Here is a 22,022-nt window from a genome sequence, read left to right as displayed (position 1 = left end):
GGTGATCTATCTCGTCGAGATCGAGGCCTACGATCCGCTGGCCGGCGCCGTCGTGGTCGAACGCTTCGCCACGCAGGGCTACACGACCGGGCCGAACGACACGCCCGCGCACACGCATTTTGAGGAGCGGGTGCAGGACCCCGGCAACTTCCAGCGGTCGGTGTTCGAAGCCGGGCGCACGAACGGTGCGGCCTCGGCCGGTTTCGGCTTGATCGAGCTGGCGAACGCGGACGGCGGCATCGACCGGATGGCACGCTACGCCGTCGATGGGCGGGCGCTGCGCATCACGGCGCTGGCCGACGAGCGTTCGCCCTTCGCCTCGCGTGTCGGCGTGCTGGCCGGCACGATGCAGCAGATGGAGTTCGGCTGGCGGCGCGCGACGGTGCGCCTGCGCGACCGCATGGCGGCGCTGAACGAGCCGCTGCAGAAGGTGGTCTATGCCGGCACGACGGTCGCCGGCGGCATGGACGAGGCCGAGGGTGCAGAGGACGACCTGAAGGACAAGCCCAAGCCGACGCTGTGGGGCAGGGTGCTGAACGTCTCGCCGATCCTCGCCAACCGCTTCGATCTCATCTGGCAGGCCTCCTCGCGACCGCTCGCCTCGGTCGAGGCGGTGCGCGACAATGGCGTGCCGATCAGCTTCCAGGCGGACTATGCCAGCATCGCCACCTTGCGCGCCGCGGCGATCCCGGCCGGGCGCTACGGAACGTGCCTGTCGCTCGGGCTCCTGCGCACGGGTTCGGTGCCGAGCGGAGACCTCACTGTCGACGTGACAGAGGGGGCGGCGGGCCAGCGTTCGGCGGCGCTCGTTTCCCGACGCATTCTCGAGGCGGCGGGCTTCGTTGCAGGCGCTGACTTCGTCGCGTCCGACTTCGACACCCTGCATGCGGTGAACCCCGCCGAGGTCGGGACGTGGACAGGGCTCGACCGCCGCGACGTCTCGGCCGTCCTTTCGTCGGTCCTCGCCAGTGTCGGCGCGTGGATCGTGCCCGATCGTCTCGGCCGCTTCCGTGTGCGCCGCCTCGACGCGCCGGTGTTCGACGCCGATGCCCCCGTCCTCGATCGTGCCCTGGTGCTTGATCGCGGTGACGGCATCGAGCGACTGGCGACAGCGGATGACGGCTCCGGCGTGCCGGCGGCCAAGGTGACGATGCGCTACGCCCGCAACTGGACGATCCAGTCCAAGGCGACGCTTGACGCCACCGCGGCAACGGCGGCGATGAAGGCGTTCGCCGCCGAGGAGTATCGCAACGCGCTGGCCGAGGATGCCGCAGTCCGCGAGCGCCATCTCCTCGCGACCGAGCCGAGCTTCGACAGCGCCTTCGTCAACCTCGCCGATGCGCAGGCAGAAGCACAGCGGCGGCTCGGCATCTACGGCGTGCGGCGCGACCGCTACCGCGTGCCGGTGCCGCGCGCCGAGCTGCCAGACATCGATCTCGGCGACGTCGTCACGCTCGCCGTCGACCGCTTCGACCTCGCCGGCGGCAAGCCCTTCGTCGTCCTCGGCGAGGACGTCACGCTGGTGACGGGAACGACCGTCCTCGATCTCTACGGGTAAGACATGGCGCGAGCGCACAACATCATGCTGGGCTTTCCGAACCGGATCGACCAGTGCGAGATCACGGGCGGCGCATGGGTGGAGAGCCTGCCGCTTGCCAATCTGCGCAACCGCCTGTTCAGCCGCGTCGCGCGATCGACGAGCGCTGCCGAGAGCGCGACGCAGATGGTGCTCGACCTCGGCGACCCGAAGTCCATCCGCATCCTCGGGCTCATCGCTCACACGATCACCCTGCAGGGGCGCCTGCGCATCGAGGCCTCGCAGTTCTCCGACTTCCGGACCCTCGTCCACGACACGGGGTATCGCGACGTCTGGGGCGGCCTGATCGGCGCGCCGTGGATGATCGAAGAGCTGGAGTGGGAGTCCGACAACTACTGGTACGGCACCTATAGCCGTGAGCAGGTCGAGGGCTTCACCGCCGTCTCGGTGCATGTGCTCGATGCTCCGGTGTTCGCGCGCTTCTGGCGCCTATCGGTTCAGGACGCGCGCAACCCGGCGGGCTTCATCCAGATCGGCCGCGTCTTCATCGGCGAAGGCGTGCAGCCGCGCATCAACTATTCCTGGGGGGCGGGCGCCGCCTACGAGACCGGCACGCAGGTCGAGCGGGCGCTCGGCGGGGCGAAGTTCTTCGACGTCCGCGAGCCTGTGCGCGTGTTCCGCTTCACGCTCGAGCACATGAACGACGAGGAAGCCTTCGGCACCTTTCAGGAGATCGTGCGGCGCGCCGGCATCCACGGCGAGCTGATGGTGATCCCGGACCCGACCGACCTCTACCAGGGCCTTCGCCGCAACTTCATGGGCAGTCTGCGCCAGCTCTCGCCGCTCGAGCAGGTGACATGGATGGACGGCGGCTCGGCCCATTCAATGGCTTTCGAGATTGAGGAGCTTCGCTGACATGGCCACGAAACCGACTGCCGAGCTGGATCGGCTCTCGCGCGTCAACGGCGAGTTCTACGATGCGACGGCGAACCCGTTCGGCCTCGGCAATGGCGGCCACCGGCAGGTGTTCCCGAAGGCGCTGCAGGACTTCAGCGTCGTCGGCACCTTCGTCGCCACGACCGCCGACGAGGTCTGGCAGTTGCGACAGGCGACGTCCGACGATCGCCGTCAGACGGGCGAGGACCGGGCTGCCGCAGCCGCGAGCGCGGAGGCGGCGGCGACATTCAACCCGAACAACTATGTTCGGTCCCTGTCGCCCGGTCGCCTCAGCATGGAATGGGACGGGTCCGAGATCGTCGTCACCGTCGACATCTCGCGCTTTCCGATTGCGCTGCGTGAGAACGTCAATGCTGCGCTGGCCGCCAAGATGGATCGCGCCGGCGGCAACATCGGCGCTCTGACGGTCGCCACCAGTGTGACCATTTCCAATGAGGGGACGGTCTCGCTCATCTTCCATCGCCCCGGCGTGAAGACGTCCCGCTGGTCGCTCGGATCGAACGGCGACATGGTCCTGGCAGACAACGGAACCGGGGCGGCAGAGATCACCATCCCTGCCGGGGGCGGGCTGCGCACGCATGGGAAAAGCATCCAGACCGCAGGCGGCAACATCGACATCGCGCGCGGCAAGCTGTTTGCCGGCGATGTTCGTGCGTCTCGCGGCACTACCGGCGCTGTGTTCCTGAACGACGCCGACAGCCGATACATCTATTGGAACGGCGCCAGCTACACGCTCGGGACCGCAGACGGCGAGCAAGTGATTTGGCACTCGGGCAACTTCAACCCCGTGTCGAAGCTCACAGGAGCGGCAGCGACGGTCGCAGGGTTCGCGAGCGGCAACAAGGGGCTGCCGTACTTCGCGCACACTGACGGGGACGTCATCTACCTTCAGACCGCTATCGGTTACATCCCTGTTCGCGATGTATCCGGGGGCCGCATTGCGTTCGGCTGGGACAACTCGCATCTGGTCTTCAGCGTCGATAACAGTGCGGCGGCACGGCTGGCTTACAAGTCCGAAGTCGATGCGAAGATGCCGTATCCTGAAACCTCCAACAATCCGGACGTGACCAGCTTTCCGATTGGGACGGTTCTTATTGCACTCCACTCGCCAGGCGGTCTGACCATTCGTCAGTACATTTCGATGGGGAAGGGGGCGGGGACTGGAGCCTACTACCAAGTCAACGGTCCCGTACCTTTGGCGGGGACATGGGTCGTTCTCGGGCTGACCGGCTTTCTGTCACCTAATAGCGCCAGCCCTGTTTACCTGTGTCAGAGGATCGCATGATGGAACTCCTCGAAATCTACGCCCACGAAGATTACTACGTCTTGCGCGTGCGGTTGGTGGAAGGCGGCGACATCGTGCCCTACACCTACCGCTCCGACGATCCCTACGCGCCGGCAGATCTGCGCGAGCTGGTCGAGGCGCGGATCGCCGAGGGCGACATCCCGCCGCTGCCGGACGACATGCTGCCGGACCCTGAACCTGTGCAGCCGCATATGCGCGAGCGCATGGCCGTCATCAACAGCTTCACTGACGATCAGTTCGAACTCTGGGACGAGCGCTTCCGCACGGCGCCGGCTCGCCAGCGCGTGACCTGGAACAACGGCTCGACCTTCGCCAGCACCGATGACGCCTGGCCGACTGTGCAGGCGCTGTTCGTCCACGTCTTCGGCGAGGAGGTCGGCAAGGGCTTCTTCCCGGATCACCCGACCGCCTGACGGCCGCCCCCACAACCTGACCGACACCGGCGCCCGCGAGGCGCCTTTTTCATGTCCGGAGACATCGTCATGCCTATCCCGGCCTCGTGGCTTCCCGCCGCGGTGATGGACCGCGTCCATCTGCACTGGACTGGTGGCGCGCTGACCGCCAGCGTCCTCGACCGCCGCCACTATCACTTCATCGTCGAGGGCGACGGCAATCTCGTGCGAGGCGATCTGCCCGTCACGGCCAACCAGAAGCCGATCCGCGGCAACTACGCCGCTCACACGCTTGGCGCCAACGCCGGCGCGATCGGTGTGTCGCTCGCCTGCATGGCGGGCGCGCAGGAGAACCCGTTCCGCGCGGGCTCCTATCCGATGACCGAGGCGCAGTGGCGCGCCGGTGTCGAGATCGTCGCCGAACTCTGCCGGCGGTACGGCATCAAGGTCTCGCCGAAGACGGTGCTGACGCATGCGGAGGTGCAGGCGACGCTTGGCATCGCGCAGCGCGGCAAGTGGGACATCGCGCGCCTGGCGTTCGATGCTTCCGTCTTCGGCGCGAAGGTCGTCGGCGACCGTCTGCGTCGCGACGTCTCTGCCGTCCTCGACGGGAAGGGGCCGAGTGCGCCGAAGCTCGTCGAGCCCGAGAACGGCAAGGCGCCGCCGCCGAAGATGATGGAGATGTCGGGCGTCGTCACGGCGACCAGCCTGAACTTCCGCCGCGCGCCGGATGGCGAGATCACCGGAAGCCTGCCGCGCGGCACGGCCGTCGACATCCTCGACCATGATCGCGGCTGGTACGAGGTGCGATCGCCCGCCGGCTATCGCGGCTTCGTGGCCGCCCGCTACGTCGCACTCGCCTGACCCTGAAACCTGCCAGAAACGGCCGCACGGCCGAAGGAGAAGCCATGCCCAAGAACACCCGCAGCATCGTCCTCCAAGCCGCGATGGACGGCGTGCAGAAGGCCGCATCGTCGCCCTCGATCCAGATCGACTACCCGGCCATCGCCCCAGTCGCCAACCGCGTCGCTGCGGAGCTCACGCCGATCGTCGACCACCTGACGAATAACGAGGCGTGGTATCGCTCGCGCGTGACATGGGGTGTCCTCGTCGCCGCCGTCTGCACGCTGGTGAAGCCCGTGACCGGCGAACTCTTCGACGCGGCGCAGACGGTCGAGATCGTCGATGCGCTGACGTCGGGCGGCCAGCTCTTCGGTTTCGGTCTGACGCTGTATGGCCGATACATCGCGAAGAAGCCGATCGGCGCCTGATCGATGATCGTACTTCGCGTCTACCGCGGCGTCGCGGATCACTTCCAGATCCGGCTTTCGGAATGGATGATGCTCTGGCCGTCCTTCGGCCTGTGGCTCGCCTTCCAGGTGGACCCGGAGATGTTCAGCAAGAGCCCGTCCTATGCCTACCTCGAGGCGTGGGCGACGCAGAACACATGGGCGGCGATCGTGGCGCTGGCCGGCCTCTGCCGGCTCATGGCGCTGACGATCAACGGCACATTCAAGGGCTTCGCCTTCTCGCCGCATATCCGGGGCTTCGCCTCGCTCGTCGGGGTCGTCGTGTGGTCGCAGATCTCGCTTGGCTTCCTCGTCGCTTACGTCTCGGCCGGGGGCGCGCCGTCCGGCGTCATCGCCTGGTCGACGATGGTGATCCTCGAGTTCGCCAACACCTATCGGTCCTTCTCGGACATCGGCAAGAATGCAGCGGAGCGGGGCTGATGTGGGAATGGCTGGCAGGCATTGATCTGGAAAAGGCCGCAAACGCTCTCGTCATCCTGATCACAGGCATACTCGTCGCATTCGGCTTTCGGGGCGGGAAGCAGGCGCCGGCACCGAAGGAAGCTGCTGGCTCGGTCGAGATCGCGGGCGCGCTCGTCGATAGCTCGAGCGTGAAGTTGTTGGCCGGGGAGATGCACGGTCACACTCTGGCGCTCACGGCGCAGACGGCGGCGATGGAGGCGCAGACAGAAGAGCTGGAGGAGGTCCGGCACGCCCTGAACCGCGTGCGCGACTCGACCGACCGTCTCGCGATGGTCAAGGCGATGGGGCGGTAGGCGGAACAACCGGCCCTATCGCAGCATTGCATAGACAGTCATGGTGATCCCCAGCCCGTCGTCTCCACGGAGGCGGCGGGCTTTTTTCGTTTTCAAGCCGACCGATCGCGCATCTGGTGTTCGGAGTTTCGTGGTCAGCGGATCCACGGCCTCTGCTGGTCGTGATCCCTCGTCGACATCTCCGGCAGGGGCAGGCCGAGAACGCCGCGGAACACGACCTCGTCCTCGATGCGCATGGAGAAGCGGGGGTGCGACAGGACGAAAGAGGGGAAGGCGGCCTCGGCGTCTCTTGCGGCCTCCCTCGGCCCGTCACCCTCGCCCAGGTACGTCTTCGGCCAATCGATCCTCCAATGGCAGGCGATCGGGAAGCTCCACATGAACGCCTTTCGCGTGTCGTACCCACGGTTGGTATGTGGCGTGATTTGCGCAACCCGCCAGCCAGCAAGCCAGCCATCGAAATAGCCGTCGCCCCAGCCCTCCCGAGCTCGCCATCTGAAGCGGAACGGCCGCTCATCATCCATCGCTGCACCGCTTGCCAAATCGCCTATGCGTTCTCCATATGTTCGCATGATCGAGACGCTTGGAGAAGCATGGTCGGCCGGGTGGCGGCTGAAGGTCGCGTGCGCCTGGGGCACCCGCGACGGGCTCAAGAGCGTGCGTGAGTGTGGGCGCCGGCACGATGTCGATCTCGAAACGCTGATCTGGACGCGGGGCAGGGACTTCCCGCTGTCGCTTCTGCAGGAGCGCTTGCGCTGCCCGACCTGTGGCAGCCGGCGTGTGCGCGTCGGCTTTGTCGTGCCGGACAACCCGGCCGAGGCGGCGGTGCGTTCCGTCGGAAGCGCGCGGCGTGGAGCCTAACAGCCTCGACAGCTTGGCCTAGGGAGCCATCGTGGCTGCCGCGGCGCAAACGATAACCACACCACAGATGGCGAGAACGACGGGAAGCGTGAACCTGTCCATGCCGGACAACGGCCGCGCGCGCAAAAGGTATGAGCGGCTGACCGTCGCAGATTCGATACAGCAGGAGCGTGTCGGCGCCCGCCGCGAAAGGCCGGGTTTCTTGGGCAGTTTCATGGGCGCCAAACACGGCGGAGAAGCTAACCCGTTGAAAACATGGTGGGCGATGACAGGCTCGAACTGCCGACATCCTCGGTGTAAACGAGGCGCTCTACCAACTGAGCTAATCGCCCGACCGGCGGATTTCCTATAGTTCGCAAGACTTTCGCGCAAGAGGCGCCGTGAAGCCGCAGCGCGTGGGGCGGACGAAAACGGAGCGTTACCACGAACGGCGCTGCTTACGTCGCCGTCTCGGTCGGCGCCGCGTCACGCGAGGTTTCCCGCCGCGGCGCGCCGACGCTGTCGTGAGCGTCGTCTTTTATGTGAGCTGACGATAGCGCATGCCGCATCTTCTGACACAGAGCATGACGGTGCCGGAGGTCAGGCAAGGCCGTCGCCAATCTCGACTGGGACAATCGAGCTGACTGCGCCGGGCTTGCACGGCGATACGGTCCATGCCGAACCGAAGCGCTGGAAGTGCGTAAGAGTAAGTCGCGACGGGCCGTCGGCAGCCGCGCGTTCCGCCTGACGTTCCTGCGCCGCTGAACCTGACCGTCAGAGCAGCTTGTCGAGCGTGATCGGCAGGTCGCGCACGCGCTTGCCCGTCGCGTTGAAGATCGCGTTGGCGATCGCCGCCGCCACGCCCGTGATGCCGATCTCGCCGATGCCGCGCGCACCGAGCGGGGCGCGTGGGTCCGGGATGCCGGTCCAGATGACGTCAATCTGCGGAACGTCGAGATGGGCGGGGACGTGGTAGTCGGCGAGGGTGGCGTTCATGATACGGCCCGAGCGCTCGTCGAAATCCGTCTCCTCGGTGAGCGCCGCGCCGATCCCCATGATGATGCCGCCCCGGAACTGGCTCGTGGCCGTCTTCGGGTTGAGGATCGTGCCGCAGTCGTATGAGCCGAGAATGCGGTCGATGCGCACCTCGCCCGTCACCGAACTGACGCGCAGTTCGCAGAACACGGCGCAGGACGAGTGCATGGCGTATTTCAGCATCTCGAGCGGTGCGCTCGCCGCGGCCGTGATAGCGAATTCCTCGCGGCCGGCTCTCGTCAGGATCGAGACGAAGCTCTCCCACCGTTTTGGGTCTTCGACCGCGACGAGGCCTTCGTCTTCGAAGCGCACGTCACCCACGCGCAGGCCCGCCAGCGGGCTGTCGTTGCCGGCAAGGCGCACGAGCTCGCCCGCCAGCTTCTCGGCACCGGCCGCGATCGCTGCGGCGATCGACACTGTCTGGGACGAGCCGCCCGCCATCGGCGAGGCCGGGAAGGCCGAGTCGCCGTACTCGAAGCTGATCTTCTCCATCGGCAGGCCGAGACGGTCCGCCGCATGCTGGCCCTGCACCGTGGAGGTGCCCATGCCCATGTCTTGCGCCGAACAGGCAAGGACCGCCGATCCGTCCGCGCGCAATGTGATGCGGATGTTGGCGCCGGGCATTCGCGCATAGGGAAAGCTGCCCGCCGCGCAGCCGATGCCGATCCGCCATTCCCCGTCCGAAAGTGTTCCGGGCTCGGCTACGCGCCGACCCCAACTGAAACGATCGGCCCCGTCCTCGAAGGCCTGGCGCAACCCATGCTGCGAAAAGGGCCGTCCGGACGTCGGGTGCCGCTCCGGCTGATTGAGGAGGCGCAGCGCGATCGGGTCCATCCCCATGTCGTGTGCCAACTCGTCGATGGCGCTCTCGAGCGCGAAGGTGCCGATCGCTTCACCCGGCGCGCGCATGAAGGTGTTGGGTACGATGTCGAGATCGAGATGGCGCTGCACGATCTCGAAGCTCCTGGCGGCATAGGCGGCGCGCGTCCCGCCTGTGTAGGGCTCGGGGCAGCTGGCATAGGGAGGCTTCACGGAATATCCGGTGTGGAGGATGGCAGTGAAGCGCCCTTGGGCATCGGCGCCGATCGCCACGCGCTGCTCGGTCGGGCTGCGCCCGCCGACGATGCGGTAGACGCTTTCGCGCGTCAACGTCACGCGGACGGGGCGGCCGCTCAAGCGCGCTGCGGCGACGGCGATCACATGGTGATCCCACATCCCCTTGGCGCCGAAGCCGCCGCCGACGAAGGGCGAGATCACCCGGACCTTCTCGGCCTCGATGCCGAAGATCTTTGCGAGCGTCAGCTTCGTCGGCACCACCGCCTGCGTCGTGTCGTTGACGAGAAGGTGCTCGCCCTCCCAGAAGGCCGTAACGGTATGCAGCTCGAGGGCGTTGTGGTTGTGCCCGGGCGTCCGGTAGACGTTGTCGACGCGATGGGCCGCGCGCCCGAGTTCACGCCCGGCATTACCGATGGACAGTTCGTTCTTGTCGATCAGGATCGAGGGCGGCGTCGTGGCGGAAACCTTGGCGTCGTCGAAGCGCGTCTTCGCCAGCTGCGAAGCGATCTCCACCTCGATAAGCGAGGCGGCATGGTCCGCGCGCTCCTGGCTGTCGGCGAGGACGGCGGCAACGACCTGCCCGTTATAGCGAATGTCCTTGTCCTGCAGGATCGGCAGCGCGCTGCCGCTGGCGGCCGTCATGTCGAGCCCGCCCATCAGAGGTGGGTTCCTGAGGCGCGGCATGTTCTCGTGCGTGACGACGAGGGCGACGCCGGGAGCTGCTTCCGCCGCTTTCGTGTCGACGCGGGTGATGCGTCCGCGTGTCACTGGGCTGTGGACGAGCGCGGTGTAGAGAAGGCCCTCAAAGGGGATCTCGGCGGCGAACCGCACATCGCCGCGCACCTTGTCTGGCCCGTCGAGCCGGGAGGTCTGGCGCCCGACCTCGACACGGCGCTGGATCAGCGGGTCCGGCGAGCCGCCAGGCAGCCAGCCGGACGGTACGAAGCGCAGCGCCGTGCGCACCGAGCCGATGACGACGTTCTGCACCTTGCTCATCGCACGTCTCCCGTCAGCTCGCCGAGGACGGCGGCGAGCGTGCGCCGCGCGAGATCTACCTTAAAGGCGTTGCCGGGTTGCGGCGCGGCGGCAGCAAGCTCGGCTTCTGCGGCCGCTTCGAAGGCGGCGAGCGAAGGTTCGGCCCCGATCAGCGCCTCCTCGGCGCGGTGCGCGCGCCAGGGTCTGGGGGCGAGGCCGCCGAAGGCGATGCGGGCGTCGTCGATCCGCCCGTTGGAGAACGTGATCCCGGCCGCCACCGAGACGAGCGCAAAGGCGTAGCTCGCCCGGTCCCGCACCTTGCGATAAGCCATGCGGGCGGCGAGCGGGGAGGGGCGAAGTTCCACCGCGACGATCAGTTCGCCCGGCTCGAGGGCGGTCTCGATGTCCGGCCGTTCGCCCGGCAGGCGGTGGAAATCGAGGACGGAGATCGTGCGCGGGCCGCCCGGTCCCTCTATCTGTACCTTCGCGTCGAGAGCGGCGAGCGCGACGCACATGTCGGAAGGGTGCGTTGCGATGCAGCTCGGCGAGGCTCCGAGGATCGCATGGTAGCGGTTGCTGCCACCGATCGCGTCGCAGCCTGAGCCCGGCTCGCGTTTGTTGCAGCGTGAGGCGGCGGCGTCGTAGAAATAGGCGCAGCGCGTGCGCTGCATGAGGTTTCCGCCCACCGTCGCCATGTTGCGGATCTGAGCCGAGGCGCCTGCCAGAAGTGCGCGGGACAGCGCCGGATAGCGCGTGCGCACCAGCGGATGCGCCGCCACCACGCCGTTGCGGGCCGAGGCGCCGATGACGAGCGCGCCGTCATCGCGTGCCGCGATCGTGCCGGGCAGGGCGCTCACGTCGACGAGGGCGGCGGGGTGTTCGACTGAGCGCCGCATCAGGTCCACGAGATTGGTGCCGCCGCCGAGAAAGCGGCGACCGTCCTCGCCCGCCATGCGGATCGCGTCGGCGGTGCTTGCCGCGCGCGCGTAGGAGAAGGGTGTCATCGTGCGTCTCCTCCCGCGACCTGAAGAATCGCGTCGACGATCCCGTTATGCGCGCCGCACCGGCACAGATTGCCGCTCATGCGCTCGCGGATCTCCTCGGAGGTGAGCGTGATGCGCTCGTTCGAGAGATCAGCGGTCACGTAGCTCGGCGTGCCGCGCGCGACTTCCTCCAGCATCGCGCTCGCCGCGCAGATCTGGCCCGGCGTGCAGTAGCCGCACTGGAAGCCGTCATGCTCGATGAAGGCGGCCTGCAGCGGGTGCAGGTCGCCTCCCATTGCCAACCCTTCGATGGTGGTGACGGCATGACCGTCCGCCTGCGCGGCGAGTGTGAGGCAGGACAGGACGCGTTCGCCGTCCACGAGGACGGTGCAGGCACCGCAGGCGCCCTGGTTGCAGCCTACCTTCGTGCCGGTCAGGTGAAGATGTTCGCGCAGGAAGTCGAGAAGCGAAACACGCGCGTCTTCAGGCGCCGCCGCATCCTCTCCGTTGACCCGAATCGCCATCGCTCGTCCTCCTCGCGGGTTGCGGATGGGCTTCAATGCAAACGGAATTTAATGCGAACTTCGTACTATTCAACGTTCGTCGAACGCGATTTTCGAGATCAGTCGGATGAACGTGTCCCGCTCGCCAGACGAGAGTGATTCTAACATAAGACGCAGAATGTCGTCATGAGCCTTCAGATATGCGGTTACATGCGCCTCGCCGTCGGGGGTCAGCGAGAGGGCGACAGCGCGTCGGTCGCCATCCGGGCGATGGCGCGAAAGAAGCTGGCGCCGCACGAGACGGTCGCACGCCGACGAGATGGTGGTTGCGGGAACGTTCAGGAATCGCGCCACATCCCCCGGCCCACAGCCGGGGTGCCGGTTCACGTAAAGAAGCGTCTGGTTGTCGACTTCGTTGAAGGTCTTGGCCGCACCCTGCGCGTCGACGAGCTTGTGACGCCGCGTGAACGCTTCGAACGCATTGCGAAGGGTGAAGATCTGGTCGGGCGTCGGCTTCGTCATGAATGCTGCATAACGCACCGTTATCCTCGCCTGCTAGTGGAGAGGTGCCATTGCCGGCGCGGCGTCCATCTCCCGTCGGGGCAGGGCGCGAAGGACCTCTTCCGCCGCAGCCGGTCAGGTGCCTGCGAAGGCGCCCTGCGAGAGCGTGTCGGAAAACCGCGCGAGCTTGCTTGACACCGATCAGGGCCTCCCGTAAACGACCGCTCACGCCGCCGGGATAACCGGTCGGCGCCAAGCGCGGGTGTAGCTCAGTCGGTTAGAGTGCCGGCCTGTCACGCCGGAGGTCGCGGGTTCGAGCCCCGTCACTCGCGCCACTTTTTCCAAATCGTGTCAGCGTATTGCAAGCCGCATTTCATGCGAAGCATCGGGACTGCGGTGCGATGCGGGGCCGGGCACTTTACATTCACCTGCGATCAAAAACCGCGTCCCGCGCGCCGGCCTTCGCCTTGCGTCCAGTTTGGGAAGGGTCTAATTCTCGCGCCTGCGAAGGGGGCCTCGTTCGGGGTGTGTCTTCGCGTGCTGGGTGGCCTTGGCCGCCCGCTTCATCGAACTGGAACGAAGACGTGGTTCAAGGGCTTCGGCCTTCATCCCGCTCCTGGCGGGCGCCACGGGATCGGAACACTGTGAACGAGCTCCTAGCCTCCTACTTGCCGATCGTGATCTTCGTCGGGGTCGCTCTCTTCATCGGCCTCGCGCTGCTGGTCTCGCCGTTCCTCCTCGCCTTCAAGGCGCCGGACGACGAGAAGCTGTCGGCCTACGAGTGCGGCTTCAACGCCTTCGACGATTCGCGCATGAAGTTCGACGTGCGCTTCTACCTCGTCGCCATCCTCTTCATCATCTTCGACCTCGAGGTCGCCTTCCTCTTCCCCTGGGCCGCCGCCTTCGGCGATCTCGGCTGGGCCGGCCTCTGGTCGATGATGGTCTTCCTGGCGGTCCTGACCGTCGGCTTCGTCTACGAATGGAACAAGGGAGCTCTCGAATGGGATTGACCGAGCCCGCGGCCGGTCTGCGCGAGCGGTCGAACCTGGTGGTGCCTGCCGCCGCCGACCCCTTCGTGACCGACGTCGACAACCAGCTTGCCGACAAGGGTTTTCTTGTCACCTCCACCGAAGACCTCATCCAGTGGGCGCGCACCGGCTCGCTCATGTGGATGACTTTCGGCCTCGCGTGCTGCGCCATCGAGATGATGCAGATGTCAATGCCACGCTATGACGGCGAGCGCTTCGGCTTCGCGCCGCGGGCCTCACCGCGCCAGTCGGACGTGATGATCGTCGCCGGAACGCTGACCAACAAGATGGCCCCCGCGCTGCGCAAGGTCTATGACCAGATGCCCGAGCCGCGCTACGTCATCTCCATGGGCTCATGCGCCAATGGCGGCGGCTACTATCACTATTCCTATTCGGTGGTGCGCGGCTGCGATCGCGTCGTGCCGGTCGACATCTACGTTCCGGGCTGCCCGCCGACGGCCGAGGCGCTGCTCTACGGCGTTCTTCTTCTCCAGAAGAAAATCCGCCGCACCGGAACGATCGAGCGCTGAGGCGGGGCGATGGACGAGCTTCTCTCCTATCTTCGCGAATCGGCCGTCGGCGCAAAGCTCCAGAACGCTTCGCTGGCCTATGGCGAGCTGACCCTCGAGGTCGCTCCCGCCGACATCGTCGAGGTGACGACCTTCCTGCGCGATGATGCCAACTGCCAGTTCAAGTCCTTCGTGGACCTGTGCGGCGTTGACTTTCCCGAGCGCGCCAAGCGCTTCGAGGTCGTCACGCATCTCCTGTCGCCCTCGCTCAACATGCGCATCCGCTTGAAGATGAAGGCGGGGGAGGACGAGCCCGTTCCTTCGATCCACGGCGTCTTCCCGGGCGTCGACTGGTTCGAGCGCGAGGCCTACGATCTCTACGGCATCATCTTCACCGGCCACCCCGATCTGCGCCGCATCCTCACCGATTACGGTTTCGAGGGACATCCGCTGCGCAAGGACTTCCCGCTCACCGGTTTCGTCGAGGTTCACTACGACGAGCATCTGAAGCGCGTCGTCTACGAACCGGTGGAGCTGCGCCAGGAATTCCGCAACTTCGACTTTCTCTCGCCGTGGGAGGGCACGGACTACGTGCTCCCCGGCGACGAGAAGGCGAAGGCGAGCTGAGGCCGGGCCGATGGCGGATCACGCACCCCGGTCCGGCGGCTGTCTCTGCGGCGCCGTGCGGATGACGGCGACGCCGAGCCGGCTGGAGATGGACGTCTGCCATTGCTCGCGCTGCCGGCGCTGGAGCGGCGGAGTCTTCATGACGATCCCGTGCGAGGCCGATGCGTCCTTCGAGGGGGCGGTCGGAGCCTTCCGCTCATCGGACTATGGTGAACGTCTGTTCTGCACGGAGTGCGGCTCGACGCTCGCCTGGCGCATGCTCGACGGTTCGATGACCGCCGTCTCGATGCAGGCCTTCGACGACATCTCGGGATTCGCCTTCACCGGCGAGATCTTCATCGACGAGAAGCCCGCGATCTACTCCTTCGCCGAAAAGACGCACAAGATGACCGGGGCGGAGGTCTTCGCCCAGTTCGGTGCGCCTTCGGTGAACGGCTGAGAGGAGAGGGCAGGTTTATGGACGGCATCTCGGTCTGGCATTGGCTGATCGTCATCGTCGCCTTCGCGGCGGTGATCGTGCCGTTCTGGAAGATCTTTCCGCGCGCTGGTGGTCGCTTCTGATGGTGGTCACCCCCATCAATATCATTCTCGTCTGGGTGCTCGCCTTCACGGCTTGGCCTATGGACCGTGAGTACCGCAATGGCTGAGATCGACGTCCGCAACTTTAACATCAACTTCGGGCCGCAGCACCCTGCGGCTCACGGCGTCCTGCGTCTCGTGGTGGAACTCGACGGCGAGAATGTCGAGCGCATCGATCCTCATATCGGCCTCCTGCATCGCGGCACCGAAAAGCTGATCGAGCAGAAGACCTATCTGCAGGCGATGCCCTATTTCGACCGGCTCGACTATGTCGCGCCGATGAATCAGGAGCACGCGTTCTGCCTCGCGGTCGAGAAGCTCGCCGGCATCGAGGTGCCGATCCGCGGTCAGCTTATCCGCGTTCTCTATTCCGAGATCGGGCGCATCCTCTCCCATCTCCTCAACGTCACGACGCAGGCGATGGACGTGGGCGCGCTGACGCCGCCGCTCTGGGGCTTCACCGAGCGCGAGCGCTTGATGGTGTTCTACGAGCGAGCTTCGGGCGCGCGCCTGCACGCGGCCTACTTCCGGCCGGGCGGCGTCCATCAGGACCTGACGCCCGAGCTTGTCGACGATATCGGCGAGTGGTGTGACGGCTTCCTGAAATCTCTCGCCGACATCGACGAGCTTCTCACGGGCAACCGCATCTTCAAGCAGCGCAATGTCGATATCGGTGTCGTCGATATCGCGGACGCGTGGGCGCTCGGCTTCTCGGGCGTGATGGTGCGTGGTTCGGGCGCGGCCTGGGACCTGCGCAAGGCCGAGCCGTACGAGTGCTACGATCAGCTCGACTTCGACATCCCGATCGGCAAGAACGGCGACTGCTACGACCGCTATCTCATCCGCATGGAAGAGATGCGCCAGTCGACGGCCATCATGAAGCAGTGCGTTGAGCGGCTTCAGGGCAAGGAGCGCATCGGGCCGGTCTCGTCCGTCGAAGGCAAGGTCGTGCCGCCCAAGCGCCCGCAGATGAAGCGGTCGATGGAAGCATTGATCCATCATTTCAAGCTCTACACTGAAGGCTTCCGTGTGCCGGAAGGTGAGGTGTACTGCGCGGTCGAGGCGCCGAAGGGGGAGTTCGGCGTCTATCTGGTCTCGGACGGGACCAACAAGCCCTACCGCTGTAAGATCAAGGCCCCCGGCTTTGCGCATCTTCAGGCGATGGACTTCCTGTGCCGCGATCACATGCTGGCCGACGTCTCGGCGATCCTCGGATCGTGCGACATCGTGTTCGGCGAGGTCGACCGGTAAGCCGCAAAGGCAAGCGTCCGGCCTTTCGGGCCGGGCATTCCGGGAGGGTTGGAGTGTGCTCGAAAAGGGGCGTCCCTGTGGCGCTGGCCTTTCGCGAGCACTGTGTTAGAAGCGGCGCAACGCGAACGTTGTAACCGTTCAAAAAGTCAGGGTCCGATGTCCGTCAGACGTCTTGCAGACGATAGCGTTCAGCCCGCCACTTTCGCCTTCACGAGCGTGAACGAGGGCTGGGCAGAGAAGACCGTCGCCAAGTACCCCGCAGGCCGCCAGCAGTCTGCCGTGATTCCTCTCCTCATGCGCGCCCAGGAACAGGACGGCTGGGTGACGCGTGCCGCGATCGAGCATGTCGCCGAGCGCCTCGCCATGCCGCTCATCCGCGTGCTCGAAGTCGCGACCTTCTACACGCAGTTCCAGCTCGCTCCGGTCGGTCGCAAGGCGCATATCCAGGTCTGCGGCACGACGCCCTGCATGCTGCGCGGCTCGGACGAATTGAAGGCGGTCTGCGCGCGCCGCATCCATCCGCAGCCGTTCCATCTGAACGAGTCCGGCAGCCTCTCGTGGGAGGAGGTCGAGTGCCTCGGTGCCTGCGTCAACGCGCCGATGGTCATGGTTTTCAAGGACACCTACGAGGATCTGACGCCCGAGCGGCTGGAAGAGATCATCGACGCCTTCGAGAGGGGAGAGCATGTCGAGCCCGGCCCGCAGATCGACCGGCATCTTTCCGTACCCTTTGGCGGTCCGACGACGCTGACGCAGGTGGATGAGGACGGCGCCGCTGAAGGCGGTGGCCCGGCGAACGGAGCGGCGACGCAGTCCGGTGCGGGGGAGGCCGTCGATGTCGCGCCGTCCGAGGCCGCTCGGGTGGACACGCACGCCGAAGAGACCGATCCTTCGCTGAAGGGGCCGGGCGAAAAGGCCGGCGTCACCGCGAGCCCAGCGGCGGAGGAAGCGACGAGTTCGGATCCGGATGCAGGCGCCAGCGTCGGCACGGGCACGACAGGCGGCACGGAGATGGGGCCGACGGGTGCTGCCGAGAAGGATGCGCAGGCGGACGAGGCGGCCAAGAAGGGCGGCGCTGCGAACCAGGGCGATCTTCCCACCAGGGAGGCGCGCGACGAAGCCGCGGTTGTCGACGACAAGCGCCGCGTGAAGGACGATGCGGGAACGGCCAAGGCGACAAAGCCCGCCGCCAAGGCTCCGACCCGCAGGAAGACGTCTGCTGCTGCCGATACGGCGGAGGCGTCGGACGCCGGCGCGGACAAGGCAGCGGCGAAGGCCAAGCCACGCCGGACCACCAAGAAGCCGGCGGACGATTCCGACGGCTCGAAGGGCGCGTGAGGACGAGACGATGCTGCACGATCGCGACCGCATCTTCACCAACATCTACGGCCTGCGGGACAAGAGCCTGCAAGGGGCGCTGAAGCGCGGCCATTTCGACGGCACGGCCGACATCATCGGCAAGGGTCGTGACTGGATCATCAACGAGATGAAGGCTTCCGGCCTTCGCGGGCGCGGCGGTGCGGGCTTCCCGACCGGCCTCAAATGGTCCTTCATGCCGAAGGAGGTGGGGCCGCGGCCGCACTATCTCGTCATCAACGCCGACGAATCCGAGCCCGGCACCTGCAAGGATCGCGAGATCCTGCGCAACGACCCGTTCACGCTGATCGAGGGTTGTGTCATCGCCGGTTTCGCGATGCTGGCGCACACGGCCTACATCTACGTGCGCGGCGAGTATGTCCGTGAGCGCGAGGCGCTCCAGCGCGCGATCGACGAGTGCTACGAGGCCGGCTATCTCGGACGCGACAACAAGTGCGGCTGGGATTTCGACATCGTCGTCCACCACGGTGCGGGCGCCTATATCTGCGGCGAGGAGACCGCGCTTCTCGAGAGCCTCGAGGGCAAGAAGGGCCAGCCGCGCCTGAAGCCGCCGTTCCCGGCGAACATGGGCCTCTACGGCTGCCCGACGACGGTCAACAACGTCGAATCCATCGCCGTCGCTCCCACGATCCTGCGTCGCGGCGGCGCCTGGTTCGCCGGCATCGGCCGCGAGAACAACACCGGCACCAAGCTCTTCATGGTCTCCGGCCATGTCGAGAAGCCCTGCACGGTGGAAGAGGCGATGGGCATCAGCTTCCGCGAGCTGATCGAGAAGCATGCCGGCGGCGTGCGCGGCGGCTGGGACAATCTCCTCGCCGTCATTCCGGGCGGCGCGTCCTGCCCGGTCGTCAAGGCCGAGGACATCATCGACTGCCCGATGGACTTCGACGGGCTGCGCTCGGTGAAGTCGTCCTTCGGCACGGCGGCGGTCATCGTGATGGACAAGTCCACCGACATCGTGCGCGCGATCGCCCGGCTCGCCTACTTCTTCAAGCACGAGAGTTGCGGCCAGTGCACGCCGTGCCGCGAGGGCACCGGCTGGATGTGGCGCGTGATGGAGCGCATGGTCGTCGGCAACGCGCACAAGCGCGAGATCGACATGCTGCTCGACGTGACCAAGCAGGTTGAGGGCCACACGATCTGCGCGCTCGGCGACGCGGCGGCGTGGCCGATCCAGGGCCTCATCCGCAACTTCCGCCCCGAGATCGAGCGCCGCATCGACGAGTTCTCGCGCAACGCCGACAAGGACCGTCGTCCGATCCTGGAGGCAGCCGAATGAACATGCGCGCGCTCGCCCGCCGCCCAGAACACGTCGTGACCGGAAAGTAATCGACATGGCAAAGATCAAAGTCGACGGCACCGAGATCGAGGTTCCCGATCACTACACGCTGCTGCAGGCGGCGGAGGAGGCGGGCGCCGAGATCCCGCGCTTCTGCTTCCACGAGCGTCTGTCGATCGCCGGCAACTGCCGCATGTGCCTGGTCGAGGTGAAGGGCGGCCCGCCGAAGCCGGCAGCCTCCTGCGCCATGGGCGTGCGCGATCTGCGGCCCGGTCCGAACGGCGAGGCGCCCGAAATCTTCACCAACACGCCGATGGTGAAGAAGGCGCGCGAGGGGGTGATGGAGTTCCTCCTCATCAACCATCCGCTGGATTGCCCGATCTGCGACCAGGGTGGCGAGTGCGACCTGCAGGACCAGGCGATGGCCTACGGTGTCGACAGCTCGCGCTATGCGGAGAACAAGCGCGCCGTCGAGGACAAGTATATCGGCCCGCTGGTCAAGACGATCATGACGCGCTGCATCCACTGCACGCGCTGCGTCCGCTTCACGACCGAGGTCGCCGGCATCTCCGAGCTTGGCCTGGTCGGGCGCGGCGAGGACGCCGAGATCACGACCTATCTCGAGCATGCGATGACGTCCGAGCTGCAGGGCAACGTCATCGACCTGTGCCCGGTCGGCGCGCTGACCTCGCGTCCCTATGCCTTCCAGGCCCGGCCGTGGGAACTGACCAAGACCGAGACGATCGACGTGATGGACGCCGTCGGCTCGGCAATCCGCGTCGACACGCGCGGCCGCGAGGTCATGCGCATCCTGCCGCGCGTGAACGACGCGGTGAATGAGGAGTGGATCTCCGACAAGACGCGCTTCGTCTGGGACGGCCTGCGCACGCAGCGCCTCGACCGGCCCTATGTGCGCCGCGACGGGCGCCTGCAGCCGGCGAGCTGGGCGGAGGCCTTCGAGGCAATCCGCGCAAGGCTCGAGGGCGTCGAGGGCTCGCGCGTCGGCGCGATCGCCGGCGACCTGTCGGCCGTCGAGGAGATGTGGGCCATGAAGCGCCTGATGGGCGCGCTCGGCTCGACGAACCTGGATGCGCGCCAGGACGGGGCGAAGCTCGATCCGGCGGACGGTCGCGGCTCGTATCTCTTCAACACCACCATCGCCGGCATCGAGGACGCGGACGCGCTCCTCATCATCGGCGCCAACCCGCGCTTCGAGGCGCCGGTTCTGAACGCGCGCATCCGCAAGCGCTGGCGCCAGGGCGGCTTCGCCATCGGCATGGTCGGCGAGAACGCGGATCTGCGCTACCCGGTCGCCTATCTCGGCGCCGGCCCGCAGACGCTCTCGGACATCGAGGGCGCGAACGGCGGCTTCTACGAGGCGCTGAAGAGGGCCGAGCGGCCGATGATCATCGTCGGCCAGGGCGCGCTGACCGGCGCCAACGGCGCCGAGGTGCTTGCCGCCGCCGCTGCGCTCGCCCGCGAGGTCGGCGCGGTGAGCGAAGGCTGGAACGGCTTCAACGTGTTGCACACGGCGGCCTCGCGCGTCGGCGCGCTCGATATCGGCTTCGTGCCGGGGGAGGGCGGCAAGACGGCGGCCGAGATGGCCGGCGGCGCGGTGGACGTCCTGTTCAACCTTTCCGCCGACGAGATCGAGATCGCGCCGGGGCCGTTCGTCGTCTATCTCGGCACGCACGGCGACCGCGGCGCGCACCGCGCCGACGTCATCCTGCCGGGCGCCGCCTATACCGAGAAGTCGGGAACCTGGGTGAACACCGAGGGGCGGGTGCAGACCGGTGCGCGCGGAGCCTTCCCGCCGGGGGACGCGCGCGAGGACTGGGCCGTGATCCGCGCCCTTTCGGCTGTCCTCGGGCACACGCTGCCCTTCGATTCGCTTGTGAGCCTTCGCCGCGAAGTGCATGAAGCGATTCCGCATTTGGCCAGGGGCGGCATCGCTCCGGCCGACGCGGGCGTCGTCACCACGCTGGCCGATCGCGCCGGCACGCCGAGCGGCGAGAGTTTCGTCTCGGCGCTTGGCGACTTCTACCTGACCAACCCGATCGCCCGCGCCTCGAAGGTGATGGCAGAGTGCTCGCGCCTGGCAAAGGCCGAGCATCTCGAAGCGGCCGAATAGGAGCCCTTGGGACCGATGGAATTCTTCTGGGCTTATATCTGGCCGGCTCTCGTGATCGTGGGGCAGAGCTTGCTCTTCCTCGTCGTTCTGCTCGTGCTGATCGCCTACATCCTGCTCGCGGACCGCAAGGTCTGGGCGGCGGTGCAGTTGCGCCGCGGCCCGAACGTTGTAGGCCCCTTCGGCCTCTTCCAGTCCTTCGCCGACCTCTTGAAGTTCGTCCTCAAGGAGCCGGTGCTACCGGCCTCGGCCGACAAGACGGTCTTCCTGCTCGCCCCGCTCGTGGCGGTGACGCTGGCGCTCGCTACCTTCGCGGTGGTGCCGGTCGCCGACGGCTGGGTGATCGCCGACATCAATATCGGTATCCTCTACGTCTTCGCGATCTCCTCGCTGGAGGTCTACGGCGTCATCATGGGCGGCTGGGCGTCGAACTCGAAATACGCTTTCCTCGGCGCTCTGCGCTCGGCGGCGCAGATGGTGTCCTACGAAGTCTCGATCGGCTTCGTCATCGTCACCGTCCTCCTGTGCGTCGGCTCGCTCAACCTGACGGACATCGTGCTCGCCCAGGCCACCGGCCCCGGCACGATGGTCGGCCTGCCCTCGACCTTCCTCGACTGGCACTGGCTGGCCCTGTTCCCGATGTTCGTGATCTTCTTCATCTCGGCGCTGGCCGAGACGAACCGGCCGCCCTTCGACCTGCCGGAAGCGGAATCCGAACTCGTCGCCGGCTTCATGGTCGAGTACGGCTCCACTCCGTACATGATGTTCATGCTGGGCGAGTACGCGGCCATCACCCTGATGTGCTGCCTGATGACGATCCTGTTCCTCGGCGGCTGGCTTCCGCCCTTCGGCTTCGCGCCGTTCACCTGGGTGCCGGGCGTCATCTGGTTCCTCGCCAAGGTCGCCTTCTGCTTCTTCCTCTTCGCGATGGTGAAGGCCTTCGTGCCGCGCTACCGCTACGACCAGCTCATGCGCCTCGGCTGGAAGGTCTTCCTGCCGATCTCGCTGGCGATGGTCGTCGTGGTCGCCTTCGTGCTGCAGCTCACCGGCTGGGGGCAGGCCTTCTCGTGATAGCCGCCCTCAACCTCTCCAAGTTC

24 protein-coding genes and 2 tRNA genes are annotated in these 22,022 nt (G+C 66.5%); 19 read left to right on the top strand and 7 right to left on the bottom strand.

Annotation, left to right across the window (positions count from 1 at the left end; all coding sequences use genetic code 11):
• Position 1 precedes the first annotated feature (1 nt).
• From H1343_RS11125 to H1343_RS11090, 8 genes are read left to right on the top strand one after another with little or no spacing between them, the layout of a single operon-like run.
• Entirely contained in the window at positions 2 to 1,558 is a 1,557-nt protein-coding gene (locus H1343_RS11125; protein ID WP_185982975.1) for a hypothetical protein, read from the top strand.
• Between the two features lie 3 nt (positions 1,559 to 1,561).
• A complete protein-coding gene (locus tag H1343_RS11120; RefSeq protein ID WP_185982974.1) occupies positions 1,562 to 2,452 on the top strand; it encodes a hypothetical protein in 891 nt (296 codons plus the stop codon).
• A gap of 1 nt (position 2,453) precedes the next feature.
• Complete coding sequence (locus H1343_RS11115) at positions 2,454 to 3,779, top strand: hypothetical protein (protein WP_185982973.1); 1,326 nt, start codon at positions 2,454 to 2,456, stop codon at positions 3,777 to 3,779.
• Positions 3,776 to 4,213, top strand: coding sequence for a hypothetical protein (locus H1343_RS11110; RefSeq protein WP_210270028.1), 438 nt, complete (start codon positions 3,776 to 3,778; stop codon positions 4,211 to 4,213). The genes H1343_RS11115 and H1343_RS11110 overlap by 4 nt, the downstream gene beginning before the upstream one ends.
• Before the next feature lie 51 nt (positions 4,214 to 4,264).
• The gene (locus H1343_RS11105) at positions 4,265 to 5,056 is read left to right on the top strand and encodes an N-acetylmuramoyl-L-alanine amidase (protein ID WP_185982971.1); all 792 of its coding nucleotides are present in this window, start codon (positions 4,265 to 4,267) and stop codon (positions 5,054 to 5,056) included.
• A gap of 44 nt (positions 5,057 to 5,100) precedes the next feature.
• Positions 5,101 to 5,463, top strand: coding sequence for a hypothetical protein (locus tag H1343_RS11100; protein WP_185982970.1), 363 nt, complete (start codon positions 5,101 to 5,103; stop codon positions 5,461 to 5,463).
• 3 nt (positions 5,464 to 5,466) lie between these two features.
• On the top strand, positions 5,467 to 5,922 hold the full coding sequence (locus H1343_RS11095; RefSeq protein ID WP_185982969.1) for a hypothetical protein: 456 nt from the start codon (positions 5,467 to 5,469) through the stop codon (positions 5,920 to 5,922).
• Complete coding sequence (locus tag H1343_RS11090) at positions 5,922 to 6,257, top strand: hypothetical protein (protein ID WP_185982968.1); 336 nt, start codon at positions 5,922 to 5,924, stop codon at positions 6,255 to 6,257. Before H1343_RS11095 ends, H1343_RS11090 begins: the two co-directional genes overlap by 1 nt.
• A gap of 134 nt (positions 6,258 to 6,391) precedes the next feature.
• On the opposite strand, the gene H1343_RS11085 is transcribed toward H1343_RS11090, so the two are convergent.
• Positions 6,392 to 6,634, bottom strand: a complete 243-nt coding sequence (locus tag H1343_RS11085) for a hypothetical protein (protein ID WP_185982967.1) — start codon at positions 6,632 to 6,634, stop codon at positions 6,392 to 6,394.
• A 190-nt stretch (positions 6,635 to 6,824) separates the two neighbouring features.
• Here H1343_RS11085 and H1343_RS11080 point away from each other — a divergent pair, with 190 nt between their 5' ends.
• Positions 6,825 to 7,115: a hypothetical protein gene (locus tag H1343_RS11080; protein ID WP_185982966.1), complete on the top strand. Its 291-nt coding sequence runs from the start codon at positions 6,825 to 6,827 to the stop codon at positions 7,113 to 7,115.
• 256 nt (positions 7,116 to 7,371) lie between these two features.
• Here the strand turns inward: H1343_RS11080 and H1343_RS11075 are convergent.
• The 5 genes from H1343_RS11075 to H1343_RS11055 form a co-directional block, all read right to left on the bottom strand.
• A tRNA-Val gene (locus tag H1343_RS11075) sits at positions 7,372 to 7,447 on the bottom strand.
• Between the two features lie 421 nt (positions 7,448 to 7,868).
• Positions 7,869 to 10,181: a xanthine dehydrogenase family protein molybdopterin-binding subunit gene (locus H1343_RS11070; protein ID WP_185982965.1), complete on the bottom strand. Its 2,313-nt coding sequence runs from the start codon at positions 10,179 to 10,181 to the stop codon at positions 7,869 to 7,871.
• Positions 10,178 to 11,164, bottom strand: coding sequence for an FAD binding domain-containing protein (locus tag H1343_RS11065; RefSeq protein WP_185982964.1), 987 nt, complete (start codon positions 11,162 to 11,164; stop codon positions 10,178 to 10,180). Before H1343_RS11065 ends, H1343_RS11070 begins: the two co-directional genes overlap by 4 nt.
• Positions 11,161 to 11,667 carry a 2Fe-2S iron-sulfur cluster-binding protein gene (locus H1343_RS11060; protein ID WP_185982963.1) on the bottom strand — a complete coding sequence of 169 codons (507 nt, stop codon included), beginning with the start codon at positions 11,665 to 11,667 and terminating at the stop codon, positions 11,161 to 11,163. Before H1343_RS11060 ends, H1343_RS11065 begins: the two co-directional genes overlap by 4 nt.
• Before the next feature lie 69 nt (positions 11,668 to 11,736).
• The gene (locus H1343_RS11055) at positions 11,737 to 12,168 is read right to left on the bottom strand and encodes a MarR family winged helix-turn-helix transcriptional regulator (protein WP_185982962.1); all 432 of its coding nucleotides are present in this window, start codon (positions 12,166 to 12,168) and stop codon (positions 11,737 to 11,739) included.
• Positions 12,169 to 12,405: 237 nt separating this feature from the next.
• Between H1343_RS11055 and H1343_RS11050 the strand changes: the two genes are divergently transcribed.
• The 4 genes from H1343_RS11050 to H1343_RS11035 all read left to right on the top strand — a co-directional run bounded on the left by H1343_RS11050 (position 12,406) and on the right by H1343_RS11035 (position 14,311).
• Positions 12,406 to 12,482: transfer RNA gene (locus H1343_RS11050), tRNA-Asp, on the top strand.
• A gap of 309 nt (positions 12,483 to 12,791) precedes the next feature.
• On the top strand, positions 12,792 to 13,157 hold the full coding sequence (locus tag H1343_RS11045; RefSeq protein WP_185982961.1) for an NADH-quinone oxidoreductase subunit A: 366 nt from the start codon (positions 12,792 to 12,794) through the stop codon (positions 13,155 to 13,157).
• Positions 13,148 to 13,705 carry a NuoB/complex I 20 kDa subunit family protein gene (locus H1343_RS11040; RefSeq protein WP_246332957.1) on the top strand — a complete coding sequence of 186 codons (558 nt, stop codon included), beginning with the start codon at positions 13,148 to 13,150 and terminating at the stop codon, positions 13,703 to 13,705. Before H1343_RS11045 ends, H1343_RS11040 begins: the two co-directional genes overlap by 10 nt.
• Positions 13,706 to 13,714: 9 nt before the next feature.
• The gene (locus H1343_RS11035) at positions 13,715 to 14,311 is read left to right on the top strand and encodes an NADH-quinone oxidoreductase subunit C (protein WP_185982959.1); all 597 of its coding nucleotides are present in this window, start codon (positions 13,715 to 13,717) and stop codon (positions 14,309 to 14,311) included.
• A gap of 18 nt (positions 14,312 to 14,329) precedes the next feature.
• On the opposite strand, the gene H1343_RS17105 is transcribed toward H1343_RS11035, so the two are convergent.
• Positions 14,330 to 14,452, bottom strand: a complete 123-nt coding sequence (locus H1343_RS17105) for a hypothetical protein (RefSeq protein WP_281374655.1) — start codon at positions 14,450 to 14,452, stop codon at positions 14,330 to 14,332.
• On the opposite strand from H1343_RS17105, the gene H1343_RS11030 reads away from it, so the two are divergent.
• The 6 genes from H1343_RS11030 to nuoH all read left to right on the top strand — a co-directional run bounded on the left by H1343_RS11030 (position 14,400) and on the right by nuoH (position 21,996).
• Positions 14,400 to 14,750 (top strand): GFA family protein, encoded by a 351-nt coding sequence (locus H1343_RS11030; protein ID WP_484463080.1) that lies wholly within the window; start codon positions 14,400 to 14,402, stop codon positions 14,748 to 14,750. The two genes, H1343_RS17105 and H1343_RS11030, sit on opposite strands and share 53 nt — an antisense overlap.
• 200 nt (positions 14,751 to 14,950) lie before the next feature.
• Entirely contained in the window at positions 14,951 to 16,141 is a 1,191-nt protein-coding gene (locus tag H1343_RS11020; protein ID WP_185982957.1) for an NADH-quinone oxidoreductase subunit D, read from the top strand.
• A gap of 156 nt (positions 16,142 to 16,297) precedes the next feature.
• Positions 16,298 to 17,479 carry an NADH-quinone oxidoreductase subunit NuoE gene (gene nuoE, locus H1343_RS11015; RefSeq protein WP_185982956.1) on the top strand — a complete coding sequence of 394 codons (1,182 nt, stop codon included), beginning with the start codon at positions 16,298 to 16,300 and terminating at the stop codon, positions 17,477 to 17,479.
• Positions 17,480 to 17,489: 10 nt separating this feature from the next.
• Complete coding sequence (gene nuoF, locus H1343_RS11010; RefSeq protein WP_185982955.1) at positions 17,490 to 18,797, top strand: NADH-quinone oxidoreductase subunit NuoF; 1,308 nt, start codon at positions 17,490 to 17,492, stop codon at positions 18,795 to 18,797.
• Positions 18,798 to 18,852: 55 nt separating this feature from the next.
• The gene (gene nuoG, locus H1343_RS11005) at positions 18,853 to 20,928 is read left to right on the top strand and encodes an NADH-quinone oxidoreductase subunit NuoG (protein ID WP_185982954.1); all 2,076 of its coding nucleotides are present in this window, start codon (positions 18,853 to 18,855) and stop codon (positions 20,926 to 20,928) included.
• A gap of 15 nt (positions 20,929 to 20,943) precedes the next feature.
• A complete protein-coding gene (gene nuoH, locus H1343_RS11000) occupies positions 20,944 to 21,996 on the top strand; it encodes an NADH-quinone oxidoreductase subunit NuoH (RefSeq protein ID WP_185982953.1) in 1,053 nt (350 codons plus the stop codon).
• The last annotated feature ends 26 nt before the right edge of the window (positions 21,997 to 22,022 follow it).

It is taken from the genome of Aureimonas mangrovi, from assembly GCF_014058705.1.
Taxonomy (GTDB): Bacteria; Pseudomonadota; Alphaproteobacteria; order Rhizobiales; family Rhizobiaceae; genus Aureimonas; species Aureimonas mangrovi.
Note: the sequence above shows the minus strand (reverse complement) of the source record. Positions and strands in the feature narration are given on the sequence as shown.